The organism is Marinobacterium maritimum, from assembly GCF_039523155.1.
GTDB classification, from domain to species: domain Bacteria; phylum Pseudomonadota; class Gammaproteobacteria; order Pseudomonadales; family Balneatricaceae; genus Marinobacterium; species Marinobacterium maritimum.
Map to the genome: position 1 here is coordinate 338,724 of NZ_BAAAET010000003.1, position 17,114 is coordinate 355,837.

Here is a 17,114-nt window from a genome sequence, read left to right on the forward strand (position 1 = left end):
ATCAGCGTGCCGCCTGAGTCCTGTCCTGGGTATTGCCGCGAACCCAGACCTCAACGCGTCGGTTGCGCTCCCGGCCAGCAGCCGTGGCATTGGAGGCCACCGGCGCCAGCGCACCCAGACCGTGTACCTCAGCCACATTGATGCCACGGGCCAACAGCTGATCACGCACGATCTGGGCACGCTGCAACGACAGCTTGCGGTTGTGTTCAGGCTGACCGGTACTGTCGGAGAAGCCGATCAGGAAGGCGCGCTGCCCCGGGTTTTTCTCGAAGAAGCGGATCACACGCTCCAGGTCGCGCTGCGCCTTGTTATCGAGGTCGAAGGTTCCGCTGTTGAAGCGGAAGTTCAGCGACAGGCGGTTGCCGCCCTGTGTCAGGGCCAGATATTCCTGCGGCAGCTCGTCGCTCAGCACCGGCTGAATGCGCTGGATATTCTGCGAGATGAAACCGCTCTTGCGCACGATATCCTGCCCCTCTTCCGAGGTGACGAAGCTGATGAACTGGTGCGCCGGGCTGTTCAGCGACAGGGTCATCGGCTCGTACATGTAGAGACGGCGCGTCAGCGGGTAGTCTTCCGTCGATACGGTAAAGGTGGTCGGGAATACCGGCAGCGCACCTTCCTCATCGGCCACGGCCAGTGCCTTGGCGCGCAGCACATAGGGCAGACCGATGAAGCCGATGGCGCCCTGTTCCTGGCTGACGCGGTCCGACAGCTCCATGCTGGATTCAAAACGACGTGCCGTAGCCGCGAGCTTTACGCCATGCTTCTTCAACACCATGCTCTTGAACGAGTCCCAGGTACCGGAGTTCTCGTCACGGCTGTAGATGCGGACCGGCTCATCCAGACCGCCCAGTTGCTTCCAGTTGCGGATCTCGCCGGCGAACAGCCTGGCCAGCTGGGCCGTGCTCAGACTGCTGATCGGATTGCGCGGGTGTACGATGATGGCCAGGCCATCCATGCCCACCACGTGCTCGGTACGTACGCTGCTCAAATCACCGTACAAGGGTGCCAGGCGGGTCTTTTCCTTGTCCTTGATCCGACGCGACGCCATCGCCAGGTCCGCATCACGGCTCAGCAGTCCCTTGAAGCCGGTGCTGGAGCCATGCGCCTTGAGCTCCACCCGCTGCAGTGCGGTTTTGCCGGGCAGTGAAAACAGAATGTCCCGCTCCACCTCTACAGCGCTCTGCTCGACGCGAACACTCTGAGCGCCCTGCTGGCGCCAGAAGGCTTTCAGCAGTTCCGGCGCAAGAGTTTCCCCGATGGTATTGGAACCGTGCAGGCGGAACAGCGTCTCGGTCGGCACGGTCGCTTCAGCCCCGCCCGAACCGGCAGCTGCCAAGGTTGCAACTGCACTCACCAGTGCCGTCGGCACCGACGTCTCATCAACAGGTTCCTGCGCGCCACCCTTGATACCCGCCGTGCTGACCAGGTCAGAGGCCACCTTGTCACCGGTCAGCTCCACCAGGGCCGCCACTCCCACCAGCAGGAACAGCACGATGAACACGCCCGTCATGATGCCGGGCCCCTTACGGCCACTCTCCACGGTATGAACAGGGCCGCCCGCACGCGGTTTCTTGACCGGCGGCAAGGTACGCACCTGGCGGGTAATATCGAGCTTGCTGCCTTCCAGCAGTTCAGGCAGTATCTGGCGGTACGCGGGGTTCAGCGTCTTCAGATCGATATTCTTCAGCACTTGGCGACGATATTCCAGATCCTCGATAAAGGTCGGCATATCGATCGTATCCGCCCCCTTGAGCTCCAGCTCCTGCTTGAGCTGCCACAACAGATCAAAAAACGTAGTATTCACTTTGACTCTTCCCTGGTGATCGGACGCAGGCCGCTGCAACACGCGTTCTGCATAAGGCTGTTGCCACCAAGCTACGTCATCATGATGTCACCAATATGACACCTTGATCAGGCACGGCCCGCTCTGTTGACAGCTGGCCGAATATTGTATGCTATGCGCCATTCATCCTTATTTATGGTGCCGGCTCCGTCCCTGTCAGGCGACGCTGCATACCCCGGCCCTCCAGCTAGCAGCGAGTTGCAATCGAGCACAATGAACGAACAATACAATCCCCAGGATATCGAGCCCCAGGTACAGCAACATTGGGAAGCCCAGGACAGCTTCAAGGCGGATGAACAGGCCGCAGGCGAGCCTTTCTACTGCCTGTCCATGTTCCCCTACCCCAGCGGTCGACTCCACATGGGGCATGTTCGTAACTACACCATCGGTGACGTGGTCTCCCGCTACCAGCGCATGAAGGGCCGTAACGTGCTGCAGCCAATGGGCTGGGACGCCTTCGGCCTGCCGGCTGAAAACGCGGCGATGAAAAACAACGTACCGCCGGCCAAGTGGACCTACGAAAATATCGACTACATGCGCAACCAGCTCAAGCAGATGGGCTTCGGTTACGACTGGTCTCGTGAACTGGCCACCTGCCACCCCGAGTACTATCGCTGGGAGCAGTGGTTCTTCACCCGCTTGATGGAAAAGGGTCTGGTATACAAGAAGGAAGCCGAGGTTAACTGGGACCCGGTGGACCAGACCGTACTGGCCAATGAGCAGGTCATCGATGGTCGCGGCTGGCGTTCCGGCGCCCTGGTCGAACGCAAGAAGATCCCGCAGTGGTTCCTCAAGATCACCGATTATGCCGATCAGCTGCTGGACGACCTGGACAAGCTCGATGGCTGGCCGGAGCAGGTCAAGACCATGCAGCGCAACTGGATCGGCCGTTCCGAAGGCGTTGAGCTGAATTTCCACGTCGACGGCTACGGCGAGCTGGAAGTGTTCACCACCCGCCCGGACACCCTGATGGGCGTGACCTACGTGGCCGTGGCAGCCCAGCACCCGCTGGCGCTGAAAGCCGCCGAAAGCAACCCGGAGCTGGCCGCTTTCATTGAGGAATGCCGTCACACTAAGGTAGCCGAGGCCGACCTGGCCACCATGGAAAAGAAGGGCATGGCGCTGGGTATCGAAGCGGTTCACCCGCTGACCGGCGAGACCGTTCCTGTCTGGACCGCCAACTTCGTACTGATGGACTACGGTTCAGGTGCGGTGATGTCGGTACCGGGCCACGACCAGCGCGACTGGGAGTTTGCCCGCAAGTACGGCCTGCCGATCCAGCAGGTAATCGCCCCGACCAACCCGGACGTGGTGGTCGACCTGGACAAGGAAGCCTTCACCGAAAAAGGCACCTTGGTCAATTCCGGCGACTTCAACGATCTTGAGTTCGACATGGCGTTCAAGGCGATCGCCAAGGAACTGGAGAGCAAGGGCAAGGGCCGCACCACCATCAACTACCGTCTGCGCGACTGGGGTGTTTCCCGTCAGCGCTACTGGGGTGCTCCCATCCCGGTGATCAACTGCGCCTGCTGCGGTGCCGTACCGGTGCCGGAAGATCAGCTGCCGGTGGTTCTGCCGACTGACGTCGAGTTCGACGGCTCCGGTTCACCGATCAAGAAGATGCGCGAATTCATCGACACCACCTGCCCGAAATGTGGTGGCGCCGCCGAGCGTGAAACCGACACTTTCGATACCTTCATGGAATCCAGCTGGTACTACGCCCGCTACGCCAGCATGAATCCGAACGCCATGCTGGACCCGAAACAGGCCAACCACTGGCTGCCGGTGGACCAGTACATCGGTGGTATCGAGCACGCCATCCTGCACCTGCTCTACTCGCGTTTCTTCCACAAGCTGATGCGCGACGAAGGCCTGGTCGACTCCGACGAGCCGTTCAAGCGTCTGCTGTGTCAGGGCATGGTTCTGGCCGACAGCTTCTACTACGAAGACGAGAAAGGCGGTCAGGTCTGGATCTCTCCGGCTGACGTCAACACCGAGAAGGACGACAAGGGCCGTGTAATCCGTGCCACCGATGCCGAAGGCCGTGAGCTGAACCACGACGGCATGTCGAAGATGTCCAAGTCGAAGAACAACGGCATTGACCCGCAGATCATGATCGATCGTTACGGTGCCGACACCGTACGTCTGTTCATGATGTTTGCCGCACCGCCGGAGCAGTCACTGGAGTGGCTGGATTCCGGTGTCGAAGGTGCTCACCGCTTCCTGCGCCGCCTGTGGAAACAGGTACACGACCACCTGCAGACCGGCAACGACCGCCCGGCACTGGACCTGGATGCGCTCACCGATGACCAGCGCGACCTGCGCCGCAAGGTACATGAGACCATCGCCAAGGTCAGCGATGACATGGATCGCCGCCAGACTTTCAACACCGCTATCGCCGCGGTGATGGAGCTGTCCAACGCCATCGGCCGCTTCGTCGATGTCAGCGATCAGGGCCGTGCCGTGACCCGCGAAGCGCTGGAAGCCGCCATCCGCCTGCTGGCGCCGATCGTGCCGCACATGACCCACCAGCTCTGGCTTGAGTTGGGCCACAGCGATGACCTGCTGCACAGTGACTGGCCGGTCGTAGATGAAGCGGCCCTGGCCCGTGCCAGCGTCGAGCTGGTGGTGCAGGTTAACGGCAAGGTGCGCGCCAAGATCACCGTGCCGGCGGATGCCGACGAGGACGTGGTCCTGCACACGGCCCTGGCCAGCGAGAACGTGCAGAAGCACATCGAAGGCAAGACCATTCGCAAGAAGATCGTCGTGCCCAACAAGCTGCTCAACATCGTTGTCGGTTAAGGAGAGACCGCCATGCGCACACGCCTGACCCTGCCGCTGCTCGCCCTGATGATGAGCCTGATGCTCAGTGCCTGCGGCTTCAAGCTGCGTGGCCTTTACGAGGTGCCCGAAGCCCTGCGTCAGGTGGCGCTGGTCTCTGCCAGCCAGCAGCCCAGCCAGCTCGAACCCGAACTGCGCCGGGCGCTGGAGATCAACGGCATCAGCATCCTGGGCTCCACCCGCTATCAGCTGGAAATCCTCAGCGAACGCCACACCCGGCGTACCGCCACGCTGACCGGTGACGCCGATGCGGACGAGTACGAGCTGCGCTCGGAAGTCCGCTTCCGCGTGATCGATCGCCAGCGCGACGGCCTGGAGCTGATCCCGGAGCGCACGCTGATGACCGAACGTGTCTACACCAACCAGCGTGACAACATCACCGCCAGCTCGTCTCAGGAAAGCCTGATTCGACACCAGATGCAGCAGGACCTGGCACAGCAGATCGTGCGCCAGTACCTGAGCATCAAGACCGACGCGTGAAGCGGGCGACATGAAAACCAGGCCCGACCAGCTGGCCAGCCAGCTGAAAAAGCTCAAGGGCAACCTGCCGGTCTACATGGTGACCGGCGACGAGCCCTTGCAGCACGCCGAAAGCTGCGACCGCATCCGTCAGTCACTGCGTGACGCCGGTTTTACCGAGCGCGAAGTAATGCATGTGGACGCCAGTTTTTCCTGGGAAAGCCTGCTGGAAAGCGCCAACGCCCTGTCCCTGTTCGCCGAACGCAAGATCATCGAACTGCGCCTGGGCAGTCAGAAGCTGGACAAGAAGGCCAGCGGACTGCTGCAGCGCTACCTCGACAACCCTGCCCCCGACAACGCCCTGCTGATCATGGCCGACCGACTGGATGCCGGCGCCAAGAAAAGCGCCTGGTTCAAACAGGTGGAAAAGGCGGGACTGGTGGTGGAGATCTGGCCCATCGAAACCGACCAGCTGCCTGGCTGGCTGAGCCAGCGCGCACGCGGCCTGGGACTGGAGCTGAGCGCCGATGCGGTGCAGCTGCTCGGCAGCAGGATCGAGGGCAACCTGCTGGCCGCCCGGCAGGAGCTGGACAAGCTGAGCCTGCTCTACCCCAACCAGACCATCGACGTGGAACAGGTGATTGAGGCCGTTGCGGACAGCTCACGCTTCGATATCTTCGCCCTCAGCGATGCCCTGCTGCTGCATGACCCGGCCCGTTGCCAGAAGATTTTGCTGGTACTGCGCCAGGAAGGCGTCGAAGCGACTCTTGTGCTCTGGGGCGTCAGCCGCGAAATTCGCACCCTGCTCAACGTCCAGCGTGGACTGGCCAATGGTCAGGCCTATGACAGTCTGTGCCAGCGAGAGAGAATCTGGGGCAAGCGCAAGGCGCTGGTGCGCAAGGCGAGCCAGAAGCTGCCAGCACATAAACTGGAACAGATGCTGGTGCTCTGCCACGATATCGACCAGGCGATAAAGGGTCAGCTCAAGGCCGACCCCTGGCTGTTGTTATCGGCCCTGACACTGGAACTGTCGGGTTGTCAGCTCAACCTGCCAGCACCGGTTCACTGACGCACTCACCGAGGAAGTTGATCCATGCACGGCCTGCTCCGGTTACCCCATCTGCTGCTGTTAACCCTGACGGGTCTTGGCCTGAGCGGTTGTGGTGAGACGCCACCGGAACGACTGAAGGAAGGGGACGAGCTCTACGCCTACTACTGCCGCAACTGCCATGAGCAGAAGGGGATGGGGCCGTATCTGGAACAGCTGCCGCTGACCGCCACCTCGTTGAAGCAGCATGAGGTGGTACTGATGATCAAGCACGGTTATCCACAGGGCCATCGCAGCATGCCGGTGTTTCCGCAGCTTAGCCATGAACAGGCCGATGCCCTGGCCCTGTACATCCTGCAGCAGCGTTACCGTCGCCGCACTCAGGCCAACTGAGCGCGAATCTCGTCCAGCAGCAGGCCTTCTTTGCCTTCGCGCAATAGCGCTTCCACTTCGTTGGCGGGCAGCGGAATGATGCTGATCAGCGCCTGCGGAGGAATCTCCAGATCTGCCATCGGCGTATTCTGCAGTTGATCGCAGAGCAGGATCAGCGGCATCTGCTGATGTTGCAGCTGGGCCACGTTCACCCGCTGGGCCGGCTCGCTGCGGATCAGCAGACTGCGTCCATCTGAGGTCACGCCGATCAATTCATCCACTCGACCCAACTGCGTCGACTGGGGCGTCAGGCGGGTCAGAATCAGCACATGTTGCATCAGCCCTGGTTTCCTGTTTGCGGCAAGATCGCTCACTATAACACGGCCCCGGCGAAGTCGAGCTGACGCCAGGCTTCGTAGACCACGACAGCACAGGCATTGGACAGGTTAAGGCTACGACTGTCGGCCAGCATCGGCAGGCGCAGGCCGTCGAAGCGCGCTCTCACCTCGGCCGGCAGGCCTCGGGTCTCAGGGCCAAACAACAACATATCTCCCTCAGCGAAGGCGACCTGGCTGTAGCACTGACTGGCCTTGGTCGTCAGTGCCCAGACCCTACGCGGTTGCAGCTTCGCCAGACAGCTGTCCAGGTCGGCATGCACCTGCACCCGCGCCCATTCATGGTAATCCAGGCCGGCACGACGCAGCCGCTTGTCATCCAGCTCGAACGCCAGCGGTTCGATCAGATGCAGGCGAAAGCCGGTGTTGGCACACAGGCGGATGATATTGCCGGTATTGGGCGGTATTTCGGGCTGATAAAGCACCAGGTCCAGCATAGGGGCCTCCTTGAATCGGCCCGCTATTATACCGGCTGGGGCTCAGTCGTCACCCTCGTCATCGGCCAGCTCATGGTCATCCAGATGCAGCTCCTTGATCTTGCGGGTCAGCGTATTACGCCCCCAGCCCAGCAGGCGAGCGGCATCCCGGCGGCGGCCCGCCGTGGCCTTGAGTGCAGTGGTGATCATCACCCGCTCGAATGCGGGCACCGCTTCCTGCAGTATGCCCTCGGCACCATAACTCAGCTGCTGCTCGGCCCAGGCCCTCAGCCCGTCCTGCCAGCTGCCCGACACCACCGGGGCCTCCTGCTGCTGCGTCAGCAGCTCCGGCGGCAGGTCGGCAATAAGCACTTCGCGACCAGACGCCATCACCGTAATCCAGCGACAGGTATTCTCCAGCTGACGCACGTTGCCCGGCCAGGGCAATTCGCACATGAAGGCAGCCGTCTCCGGCTTCAACACCTTGGGCTCCACGGCCAGCTCCTCGGCCGAGCTGGCCAGGAAGTGACGGGCCAGACGCGGAATATCCTCGCGACGCTCGGCCAGGCGAGGAATGTGGATCCGAATCACGTTCAGACGGTGGAACAGGTCCTCTCGGAAGCGCCCCTCCTTGACCAGCTGCTCCAGATTCTGATGGGTGGCCGCAATGATGCGCACGTCGACCCGTACCGGCGTGTGGCCGCCGACCCGGTAGAACTCGCCATCGGCCAGCACACGCAACAGCCGGGTCTGGGTATCGGCCGGCATATCGCCGATTTCGTCCAGAAACAGGGTGCCACCATCTGCCTGCTCGAAGCGACCGCGCCGGCTCGCCGCGGCACCGGTAAAGGCTCCTTTCTCATGACCGAACAGCTCGGATTCGATCAGATCCTTGGGGATCGCGGCCATATTGAGCGGAATAAAGGGTTTGCTGGCCCTTGGGCTATGACGGTGCAGCGCATGCGCTACCAGCTCCTTGCCGGTACCGGATTCGCCGTTGATCAGCACGGTGATGTTGGAATGCGCCAGTCGACCAATGGCACGAAACACCTCCTGCATCGCCGGTGCCTCACCAATGATTTCAGTGGCACGCTCCGGCAAAGCCTCTTCGCTGTCGGCGGCCCGCTGCTCTCGAGCATGGGCCACGGCGCGCTGTACCAGCGCCAGCGCTTCGTCCACATCGAACGGTTTGGGCAGGTACTCGAAGGCGCCACCCTGATAGGAGGCGACTGCACTGTCCAGGTCGGAGTGAGCGGTCATGATGATCACCGGCAACTCCGGGTGATCATCGTGCAGGTGTTCCAGCAGCTTGAGGCCATCCATGCCGGGCATGCGCACATCACTCAGCACGGCATCGGGCACCGTCTGATCCAGACGGTCCAGCAGGGCTGCGGCAGAATCAAAGGTTTCGGTTGTAATACCGGCCGAGGTCAGAGCCTTGTCCAGCACCCAGCGGATGGAACGATCATCGTCCACAATCCAGACATTAGCGGCTTGTGTCATGGCTTAGCTCCAGGGGTATAAACAGATTGAAACGGGTACAGCCAGGCTCCGAGGTGAACTCGATCAGCCCCTTGTGCTGATTCATGATCGACTGCGCGATCGACAGCCCCAGGCCTGAGCCCTGGGCGCGACTGCTGACCATCGGATAGAACAGGGTGTCGGCCAGCTCCTCGGGGATACCGGGACCGTTATCGATAATTTCCAGCGCACAGACCAGCCGGTGGCGCTCGGCACCCAGCGTAATCTGGCGCAGTGCCCGGGTCCTCAAGGTAATCTGGGGATCGGGTGTTTGTGCCTCTTCCAGCGCCTGCATGGCGTTGCGGATAATGTTCAGCACCGCCTGGATCAGCTGCCCTCGGGCACCGTTGAATTCGGGAATGCTGGGATCATAGTCGCGCACAATCCGGATTCGTCCGCCGACCTCAGCGGTCACCAGACTGCAGACATGCTCGAGGATGTCGTGAATGTTGACCGGCTCGATTACCGGCAGCTTGTGCGGTCCCAGCAGACGGTCGACCAGATGGCGCAAGCGATCCGCCTCGTCGATGATGATGCGGGTGTATTCATGCAGTTCTTCCCGGTCCAGCTCCCGGTCGAGCAGCTGAGCCGCACCGCGAATACCGCCCAGCGGGTTCTTGATCTCGTGTGCCAATCCGCGCACCAGCACTCGGGCGCTGGCATGACGGGTCAGCAGCTCCTCTTCACGCTCGATCCTGATCAGACGGTCACGCGCCTGAATTTCCAGCAGGATGCCGGCTTCCGGGATAGGGTTCACGCTGTAGTCTACGGTCAGCTCCTGACCGGTCTGGGTTACCAGCCGCGCCTCACGCTTGCTGTAGGGGTGACCACTGGCCAGCGACTGGCGGAGTACCGCCAGCTCGTCCTCACTGGACGACAACCATTCCTCTATGGGACGGTTCTTCAACCGCCGCACCGACGCCTCCAGCAACATCTCGGCCGCCGGGTTCATGTACTGGATGCACAACTCATCATCCAGTACCAAAACCGCGCTGGTCAGGTTATCCAGTATCTGTTTATGCGACTGTGAATACGGCATAAGCTCTCGTCATGCTGGTCTGTCGTTCTATTAAGCAAGAAAACAAGCAAGAACAGCGCCAACTCTGGTGCTCTTCATCCCTCAGGCGGTACTGACACGCCCCGGAGGGAAACAGCGGAAATCATCATGCACCATAATAGTGCAATAACAGCCAACCTGCCTTAATGCACCAACATGGAGCAGACATGCTGGGCGGTCTGGCAAACATCAGGTACAAAAAAGGCTTCCCGGGGGAAGCCTTTTTTCAGTACGCGCTACTCGTGATTAGACAGAGTAGTACAGGTCGAATTCGACCGGGTGAGTGGTCATGTTGACCTTGGCCACTTCTTCACGCTTCAGCTTGATGTAAGCGTCCAGCATGTCGTCAGTGAATACACCACCACGGGTCAGGAACTCGCGGTCTTCTTCCAGCGCGTCCAGCGCTTCGGTCAGAGAACCAACCACGGTCGGGATCTCTTTCGCTTCTTCCGGCGGCAGGTCGTACAGATCCTTGTCGGCCGGGTCGCCCGGGTGGATCTTGTTCTGGATACCGTCGAGACCCGCCATCAGCAGCGCTGCAAAGCACAAGTACGGGTTGGCAGCCGGGTCCGGGAAGCGCGCTTCAACACGACGAGCCTTCGGGCTGGTGGTGTACGGGATGCGCAGGGACGCGGAACGGTTGCGGGCCGAGTACGCCAGCATAACCGGCGCTTCGAAGCCCGGTACCAGACGCTTGTAGGAGTTGGTGGACGGGTTGCACAGGGCGTTCAGCGCCTTGGCGTGCTTAACGATACCGCCGATGTAGTACAGGGCAGTGTCGCTCAGACCACCGTAGCCGTCACCGGCAAAGATGTTGGCACCGTCCTTGGACATGGACAGGTGCACGTGCATGCCTGAACCGTTGTCACCGACCAGCGGCTTCGGCATGAAGGTGCCGGTCTTGCCATAGGCGTGCGCCACGTTGTGTACACAGTACTTCAGGATCTGAACTTCGTCCGCCTTGGCCACCAGGGTGTTGCCACGTACGCCGATTTCACACTGACCGGCCGTCGCCACTTCGTGGTGGTGGACTTCGATGGTCAGGCCCATGGCTTCCATGGCATCACACATGGCCGCACGCAGGTCATGCAGGGAGTCGATCGGCGGCACCGGGAAGTAGCCGCCCTTCACGCGCGGACGGTGACCGGTGTTGCCACCTTCGATCTTGTGGTTGGACGCCCAGGAAGCTTCTTCGGACTGGATGCTGTAGCCGCAGCCGCTGATGTCAGCGTGCCACTCGACACCGTCAAAGACGAAGAACTCCGGCTCCGGACCCAGCATGGCGGAATCGGCGATGCCGGTGGACTTCAGGTATTCTTCAGCGCGTTTGGCAACGGAACGCGGGTCACGCTCGTAACCCTGACCAGTCGCCGGCTCGATAATGTCACAGCGTACGATAACGGTCGCATCTTCAGCGAAGGGGTCCAGCACAGAAGCGCTGTCATCCGGCAGCAGGATCATGTCGGACTCTTCGATACCTTTCCAGCCAGCGATGGAAGAACCATCGAACATCTTGCCTTCTTCAAAGAAGTCATCACCCATGTCAGAAACCGGGATGGTGACGTGCTGTTCCTTGCCCTTGAAGTCGGTAAAGCGCATATCAATCCACTTTGCGCCACTCTCTTTGATCAGATTCAGAGTCTTCTCTGACATTTGGCTATCCCCACTCGTTATCAGTTTGCCTGGGCAAAACATCTTTACATTAGGATCCGGAAACCGGTTGCCAGAACATAAAGCAAAGGTCGTGCCAGTTTTTGATTCAAGCTAAGTGCTTGATTTTTGGAATGCACGGGATTGAAGCTGCGACACTTGGCACCAAAAAAGAGCATCGATATCTATCGATGCACCATATTAGTGCAAAACCAGCCAGACCAGTGTACGCACCCCGGCATCTGCAGCCTATAATAGTGCAAAGCAAAACCGAATGCTGCCCGTCACCGTGCTTCAAATCATTCCTTTGACAGAGTACCCTGCTCTGTATTGCCCCCTGATGAAAGAACCTCTTCAGCACCATGAACGGTCTGCCCCAACTGCTCTGCTGCACATTGCTGCTCGCCCTGCCCCTGACCGCCACGGCCGAACCCTCGCCCGGGTACAGCAAACGCTTCCCGGCCAAATGGCTTGAAACAAGCGGTGAGATCCGACTGGATACCATCTGTTACAACTACCCTGAAAGCAGCTACATGTATCGCATGTGCCGTCAGGAGGCTGGTAACACGCTGCGTTCTCGCTGCCAGCGTTACCGGGCCGTGCAACAGGCTGATCCAAACGATGCCCACTACCAAGAATTGACCGAGAAATACTGTCGTGCAGCCCGGCTTTACCGCCCGTTTCCCCAACTGGAACCTAATGGACAGCAATAACGATCAGTAAATGATCGATTGTTTCACATCCCTTCCGTATAATGGCGCGCTTTAACACATCACCAAGGTACTACGCGTGATCGAGAACCTCCGAAATATTGCCATTATCGCCCACGTTGACCACGGCAAAACCACTCTGGTCGACAAGCTGTTGCAGCAGTCCGGAACCCTGGGCCGCCGTGACGAAGGCGCCGAGCGCATCATGGATTCCAACGACCAGGAACGTGAGCGTGGCATTACTATTCTGGCCAAGAATACCGCCATCAAGTGGAACGATTACCGCATCAACATCGTCGACACTCCGGGACACGCGGATTTCGGTGGCGAGGTAGAGCGCGTACTGTCCATGGTTGATTGCGTACTGTTGCTGGTCGACGCTCAGGACGGCCCCATGCCGCAGACTCGCTTCGTAACTCAGAAGGCGTTTGCCCGTGGTCTGCGTCCGATCGTGGTGATCAACAAGATCGACCGCCCTGGCGCACGTCCGGACTGGGTCATGGATCAGGTGTTCGATCTGTTCGATAACCTGGGTGCCACAGACGAGCAGCTGGACTTCCCGGTTGTCTACGCCTCTGCCCTGAACGGCATCGCCGGTAACGATCCGGACGAGATGGCCGACGACATGACGCCGCTGTTCGAAGCGATCGTCAAGCACGTTGACGCACCGCACGTAGACACCGAAGGTCCCTTCCAGATGCAGATCTCCGCACTGGACTACAACAGCTACACCGGCGTTATCGGTGTGGGCCGCGTGTCTCGTGGCAGCGTCAAGACCAACACCCAGGTCAAGGTGATCGACAGCCACGCCAAGGTCCGTAACGGCCGCGTGTTGAAGATCATGGGTTACCACGGTCTGGAGCGTGTTGAAGTCGATTCTGCCCAGGCAGGCGACATCATCTGCATCACCGGTCTGGATGAGCTGAACATCTCCGATACCCTGTGTGACCCGGAAGTAGTCGAGGCACTGCCGGCCCTGTCCGTAGACGAGCCGACCGTATCCATGACCTTCCAGGTCAACGACTCTCCGTTCGCCGGTCAGGAAGGCAAGTTCATCACCAGCCGTAACATCAAGGACCGTCTGGATCGCGAGCTGATCCACAACGTGGCCCTGCGTGTTGAGCCGGGCGAGACTCCGGAAAAATTCCGCGTGTCTGGTCGTGGTGAACTGCACCTGTCGGTATTGATCGAATCCATGCGTCGCGAAGGCTACGAGCTGGGTGTTTCCCGTCCGGAAGTTATCCAGAAGGAAGTGGACGGTGAAATCCACGAGCCGTACGAAGTCGTCATGATCGACGTCGAGGAAGAGCACCAGGGCTCCGTCATCGAAGAGCTGGGCAAGCGCAAGGCCGACATGACCAACATGGAAGTGGATGGCAAAGGTCGCGTACGTCTGACCTTCATGATGCCGTCCCGCGGCCTGATCGGCTTCCGCAGCCAGTTCATGACCATGACCTCCGGTACCGGTATCATGACCTCCATCTTCGACCATTACGGTCCGGTCAAGCAGGGTGACGTGGTATCCCGTCACAACGGCGTACTGGTGTCCATGGTCAACGGCAAGGCACTGGGCTATGCCCTGTTCACCCTGCAGGAGCGCGGCCGCCTGTTCATCGACCCGAACATCGAAGTCTACGAAGGCATGGTGCTGGGTATCCACAGCCGCAACAACGACCTGGTGGTTAACCCGACCAAGGGCAAGCAGCTGACCAACGTCCGTGCCTCAGGTACTGACGAAAACATCGTGCTGACCCCGCCGATCAAGTACTCGCTGGAACAGGCGCTGGACTTCATCGAAGATGACGAGCTGGTTGAAGTAACGCCGGAAAGCATCCGTATCCGCAAGAAACTGCTGAAAGAGAACGAGCGCAAGCGCGCCAACAAGAAGTAAGCATTCCAGCTGTGGATAGCACAAGGCCGGTGGCGCAAGCCCCGGCCTTTTTGTTTATACCGCCTCGACACCACGGGCGGCCCCATGCATCTGACCAACACCGGACCCAGCGTGAACAACAACGACATTTTGCGCCGCCTGCGCTACGCCTTCGACTTCAGGGACGCCACCATGGTTGAGATCTTTGCTGCTGCCGACCATAGCGTCACTCAGCAGCAGGTCGTCAACTGGTTGCGCAAAGAGGATGACGCGGCTTACTGCGCTGCCACCGATACCGAACTGGCCCTGTTCCTTAACGGCTTGATCAACACCCGGCGAGGCCGGCGTGAGGGCGAGCAGCCAAAACCGGAAACACGCCTGAGCAACAACATGATCCTGATGAAGCTCAAAATTGCCCTGAACATGACCTCTGACGATATGCTGCAGACCCTGCAGGCCGCCGAGTTCTGTCTGAGCAAGCATGAACTGAGTGCGTTTATGCGCAAGCCCGGCAACAAGCACTATCGGGAATGCAAGGATCAGGTGCTGCGCAACTTCCTGATGGGCGTTCAGCGTACGTTTCGCCCCGGTACGACACCTGACGCATAAATACCTGCCGTTTAAGGTCTGCGCAGGCAGGGACGCCTGAAGCCCCCCGGGCCTTTACCCCCCTGCCTCACGGCTTTATCATGAGCGCCCCCAATTTCTAACCTCCTCAGGAGACCGCATGGACGCAATTGCCCCGTTGTTGGCTGGCCTCAGTGCCTTTTCACTGTATTTTCTGATCTCCCTCGTCGCTCTGCTGCTGTTCAAGGTGATCTACACCCTGTTCACGCCCCATGACGAGTGGAAGCTGGTCAAGGAACAGAACAACGCCGCCGCCTGCGCCCTGTCCGGCGCCGTTATCGGCTTTTCCATCGCACTGGGCAGTGCTGCCAGCAATTCAGTGAACCTGATCGACTTTGCCGTCTGGGCTGTAGTGGCACTGATTGCTCAGCTGGTGGCCTACCTGATCGTGCGGGTCTTCATGCCGAAAATCAGCCAGCGTATCGAAGCGGATGAGCTGCCGGCCGGCCTGGTGCTGGGCGCAACCTCGATTGCGATCGGCATTCTTAATGCCGCATCCATGACCTACTGATCACGGGAGGTCACGGATGAAACGCTCTCGAATCGATATCGACCGCATGCGCAAGCAGCAGGGCAAGACAACCCTGGGCACCCTGGTAAAATACGGCGCAGTCATCGCTGGCGGCACCTTCCTGCTCAAGGGCTGCGACGCCGAAGACGCCCGCGTCTACACCAGCGTCGCGGATTGCGAGGACGACAACCTGCTCGAACAGGCCCAGTGTAAACCCGCCTACCAGCAGGCCTTGAGCAGCTGGCATCGGGAAGCACCACGCTACCGCCAGCTGACCGACTGCGAATACGACTTCGGCCAGGATTCATGCAAATCCCTGTCGCAGAGTTATATTCCGCATATGGCCGGTTTCATGCTGCCCAACAACGGCAGCGACAGCGATGTCGAACTGGACTTCGACCGCCCACGCGGCCTGACCCGCAGCAAACAGTACTATTCCCCGGCATTTCGCAAGTGGACCACCGCCGATGGCGCCGTCATGGGGAGTGTGGGCACACGCAACCTGAGCGTCAGCGAATCCAGCTTCAAGCCGCTCAAGGGCAGCAGCGCCGTGCTGGGTCGCGGCGGCTTTGGCCGCACCGTATCCAGCCGCTCTTCATCCTCTTCATCCTGGGGTAGCTGATGCTGCGCCAACCCTGTGCTGAACGTCCGGACTGGAAGACCACCGCCGAGACGTTCGGCTTCCATTTCCATACCCTGTATGGCGAGCCCTACTGGGACGAAAGCGCCTACTACCAGTTCACCCTGAAGCAGATCGAGCAGGACCTGGAAGACCCCACGGCCGAACTGCACCAGATGTGCCTGGAAGTGGTCGACCGGGTGGTCCGGGACGAGCAGCTGCTGCACCGTTTCTGTATTCCTGCCGAGTACCATGATGCCGTCGCTCAGGACTGGTTCGCCCGTTCGCCCAGCCTGTACAGTCGGCTCGACCTGGCCTACGACGGCAGGGGGCCGGCCCGGCTGCTGGAGAACAATGCCGATACCCCAACCAGTCTCTACGAGACCGGTTTTTGGCAATGGCTCTGGCTGGAACAGCAGGTGGATCGGGGCCTGATCAACCACCGAGCGGACCAGTTCAATGCCCTGCAGGAACTTTTGATCGCCCGCTTCGCGACACTCGGCGCCCGTTATCCGGGCACGGATCTGCACGTCAGCTGCTGCCGCGATACGGTCGAAGACCGCGGCACCGTGCAATACCTGCAGGACTGTGCCGAGCAGGCGGGCGTGGCGACCCGTTTCGTCTACGTGGACGAAATCGGCCTGACCGACAGCGGCGGCTTTGTCGATCTGGACAACCGGCCTGTCCAGTGGCTGTTCAAGCTCTATCCCTGGGAGTTCATGCAGCGCGAGGAGTACGGCCGTTATGTGGCGGCCAGCGGCACCCGTTTTCTGGAGCCGCTGTGGAAAAGTGTCCTGTCCAACAAGGCACTGTTGCCGCTGCTGTGGCAGCTGTACCCCGGCCATCCCAATCTGCTGCCGGCCTATTTCGAGGATGATCCCAAAGCCGGCGAACTGAGCCACTACGTGCGCAAGCCGATCTTCTCGCGCGAGGGCGCCAATATCCAGATTATCCGTAACGGTCAGGTAACAGAGCAGGCGGAGGGACCCTATGGCGCCGAGGGTTATATTCTGCAGCAATACCATCCCTTGCCCCGCTTCGGCAACAACCATACGCTGATCGGCTCCTGGCTGGTGGATGACCAGCCCGCCGGCATCTCGATCCGCGAAGACCGCAACAGGATCACCCAGGACCTGTCCCGTTTCCTGCCCCATATCATTCTGGACTGAACC

Annotated in this window: 16 protein-coding genes; 10 read left to right on the forward strand and 6 right to left on the reverse strand. The window is 60.2% G+C overall.

All coding sequences use genetic code 11. The features are described from left to right. Position 1: 1 nt before the first annotated feature. Positions 2-1,807 (reverse strand): substrate-binding domain-containing protein, encoded by a 1,806-nt coding sequence (locus tag ABD013_RS12570; RefSeq protein WP_343806387.1) that lies wholly within the window; start codon positions 1,805-1,807, stop codon positions 2-4. Between the two features lie 252 nt (positions 1,808-2,059). On the opposite strand from ABD013_RS12570, the gene leuS reads away from it, so the two are divergent. From leuS to ABD013_RS12590, 4 genes are read left to right on the forward strand one after another with little or no spacing between them, the layout of a single operon-like run. Beyond that, a complete protein-coding gene (leuS, locus tag ABD013_RS12575; RefSeq protein WP_343806389.1) occupies positions 2,060-4,648 on the forward strand; it encodes a leucine--tRNA ligase in 2,589 nt (862 codons plus the stop codon). A 12-nt stretch (positions 4,649-4,660) separates the two neighbouring features. Next, positions 4,661-5,167, forward strand: coding sequence for an LPS-assembly lipoprotein LptE (locus ABD013_RS12580; RefSeq protein ID WP_343806391.1), 507 nt, complete (start codon positions 4,661-4,663; stop codon positions 5,165-5,167). A 10-nt stretch (positions 5,168-5,177) separates the two neighbouring features. Beyond that, on the forward strand, positions 5,178-6,215 hold the full coding sequence (gene holA, locus ABD013_RS12585; RefSeq protein WP_343806393.1) for a DNA polymerase III subunit delta: 1,038 nt from the start codon (positions 5,178-5,180) through the stop codon (positions 6,213-6,215). 24 nt (positions 6,216-6,239) lie between these two features. Then, entirely contained in the window at positions 6,240-6,587 is a 348-nt protein-coding gene (locus ABD013_RS12590) for a c-type cytochrome (protein ID WP_343806395.1), read from the forward strand. On the opposite strand, the gene ABD013_RS12595 is transcribed toward ABD013_RS12590, so the two are convergent. The 5 genes from ABD013_RS12595 to glnA all read right to left on the reverse strand — a co-directional run bounded on the left by ABD013_RS12595 (position 6,575) and on the right by glnA (position 11,608). Beyond that, complete coding sequence (locus tag ABD013_RS12595; RefSeq protein WP_343806397.1) at positions 6,575-6,904, reverse strand: hypothetical protein; 330 nt, start codon at positions 6,902-6,904, stop codon at positions 6,575-6,577. The two genes, ABD013_RS12590 and ABD013_RS12595, sit on opposite strands and share 13 nt — an antisense overlap. A gap of 35 nt (positions 6,905-6,939) precedes the next feature. After that, positions 6,940-7,398 carry a tRNA (uridine(34)/cytosine(34)/5-carboxymethylaminomethyluridine(34)-2'-O)-methyltransferase TrmL gene (gene trmL, locus ABD013_RS12600; protein ID WP_343806400.1) on the reverse strand — a complete coding sequence of 153 codons (459 nt, stop codon included), beginning with the start codon at positions 7,396-7,398 and terminating at the stop codon, positions 6,940-6,942. A gap of 42 nt (positions 7,399-7,440) precedes the next feature. Beyond that, positions 7,441-8,880: a nitrogen regulation protein NR(I) gene (gene glnG / locus ABD013_RS12605; protein WP_343806402.1), complete on the reverse strand. Its 1,440-nt coding sequence runs from the start codon at positions 8,878-8,880 to the stop codon at positions 7,441-7,443. Further along, entirely contained in the window at positions 8,864-9,937 is a 1,074-nt protein-coding gene (glnL, locus tag ABD013_RS12610) for a nitrogen regulation protein NR(II) (protein ID WP_343806404.1), read from the reverse strand. Before glnL ends, glnG begins: the two co-directional genes overlap by 17 nt. 264 nt (positions 9,938-10,201) lie before the next feature. Then, positions 10,202-11,608, reverse strand: coding sequence for a glutamate--ammonia ligase (gene glnA, locus ABD013_RS12615; protein WP_343806406.1), 1,407 nt, complete (start codon positions 11,606-11,608; stop codon positions 10,202-10,204). Between the two features lie 359 nt (positions 11,609-11,967). Between glnA and ABD013_RS12620 the strand changes: the two genes are divergently transcribed. The 6 genes from ABD013_RS12620 (at position 11,968) to ABD013_RS12645 (ending at position 17,111) form a co-directional block, all read left to right on the forward strand. Further along, positions 11,968-12,318 carry a hypothetical protein gene (locus ABD013_RS12620; RefSeq protein ID WP_343806408.1) on the forward strand — a complete coding sequence of 117 codons (351 nt, stop codon included), beginning with the start codon at positions 11,968-11,970 and terminating at the stop codon, positions 12,316-12,318. 76 nt (positions 12,319-12,394) lie between these two features. Next, positions 12,395-14,206: a translational GTPase TypA gene (gene typA / locus ABD013_RS12625; RefSeq protein ID WP_343806410.1), complete on the forward strand. Its 1,812-nt coding sequence runs from the start codon at positions 12,395-12,397 to the stop codon at positions 14,204-14,206. A gap of 84 nt (positions 14,207-14,290) precedes the next feature. Next, positions 14,291-14,794, forward strand: coding sequence for a YehS family protein (locus ABD013_RS12630; RefSeq protein ID WP_425543408.1), 504 nt, complete (start codon positions 14,291-14,293; stop codon positions 14,792-14,794). Positions 14,795-14,912: 118 nt separating this feature from the next. Beyond that, positions 14,913-15,323, forward strand: a complete 411-nt coding sequence (locus ABD013_RS12635) for a DUF350 domain-containing protein (RefSeq protein WP_343806412.1) — start codon at positions 14,913-14,915, stop codon at positions 15,321-15,323. A 16-nt stretch (positions 15,324-15,339) separates the two neighbouring features. Next, positions 15,340-15,945 (forward strand): DUF1190 domain-containing protein, encoded by a 606-nt coding sequence (locus ABD013_RS12640; protein ID WP_343806414.1) that lies wholly within the window; start codon positions 15,340-15,342, stop codon positions 15,943-15,945. Continuing rightward, positions 15,945-17,111: a glutathionylspermidine synthase family protein gene (locus ABD013_RS12645; RefSeq protein WP_343806416.1), complete on the forward strand. Its 1,167-nt coding sequence runs from the start codon at positions 15,945-15,947 to the stop codon at positions 17,109-17,111. Before ABD013_RS12640 ends, ABD013_RS12645 begins: the two co-directional genes overlap by 1 nt. The last annotated feature ends 3 nt before the right edge of the window (positions 17,112-17,114 follow it).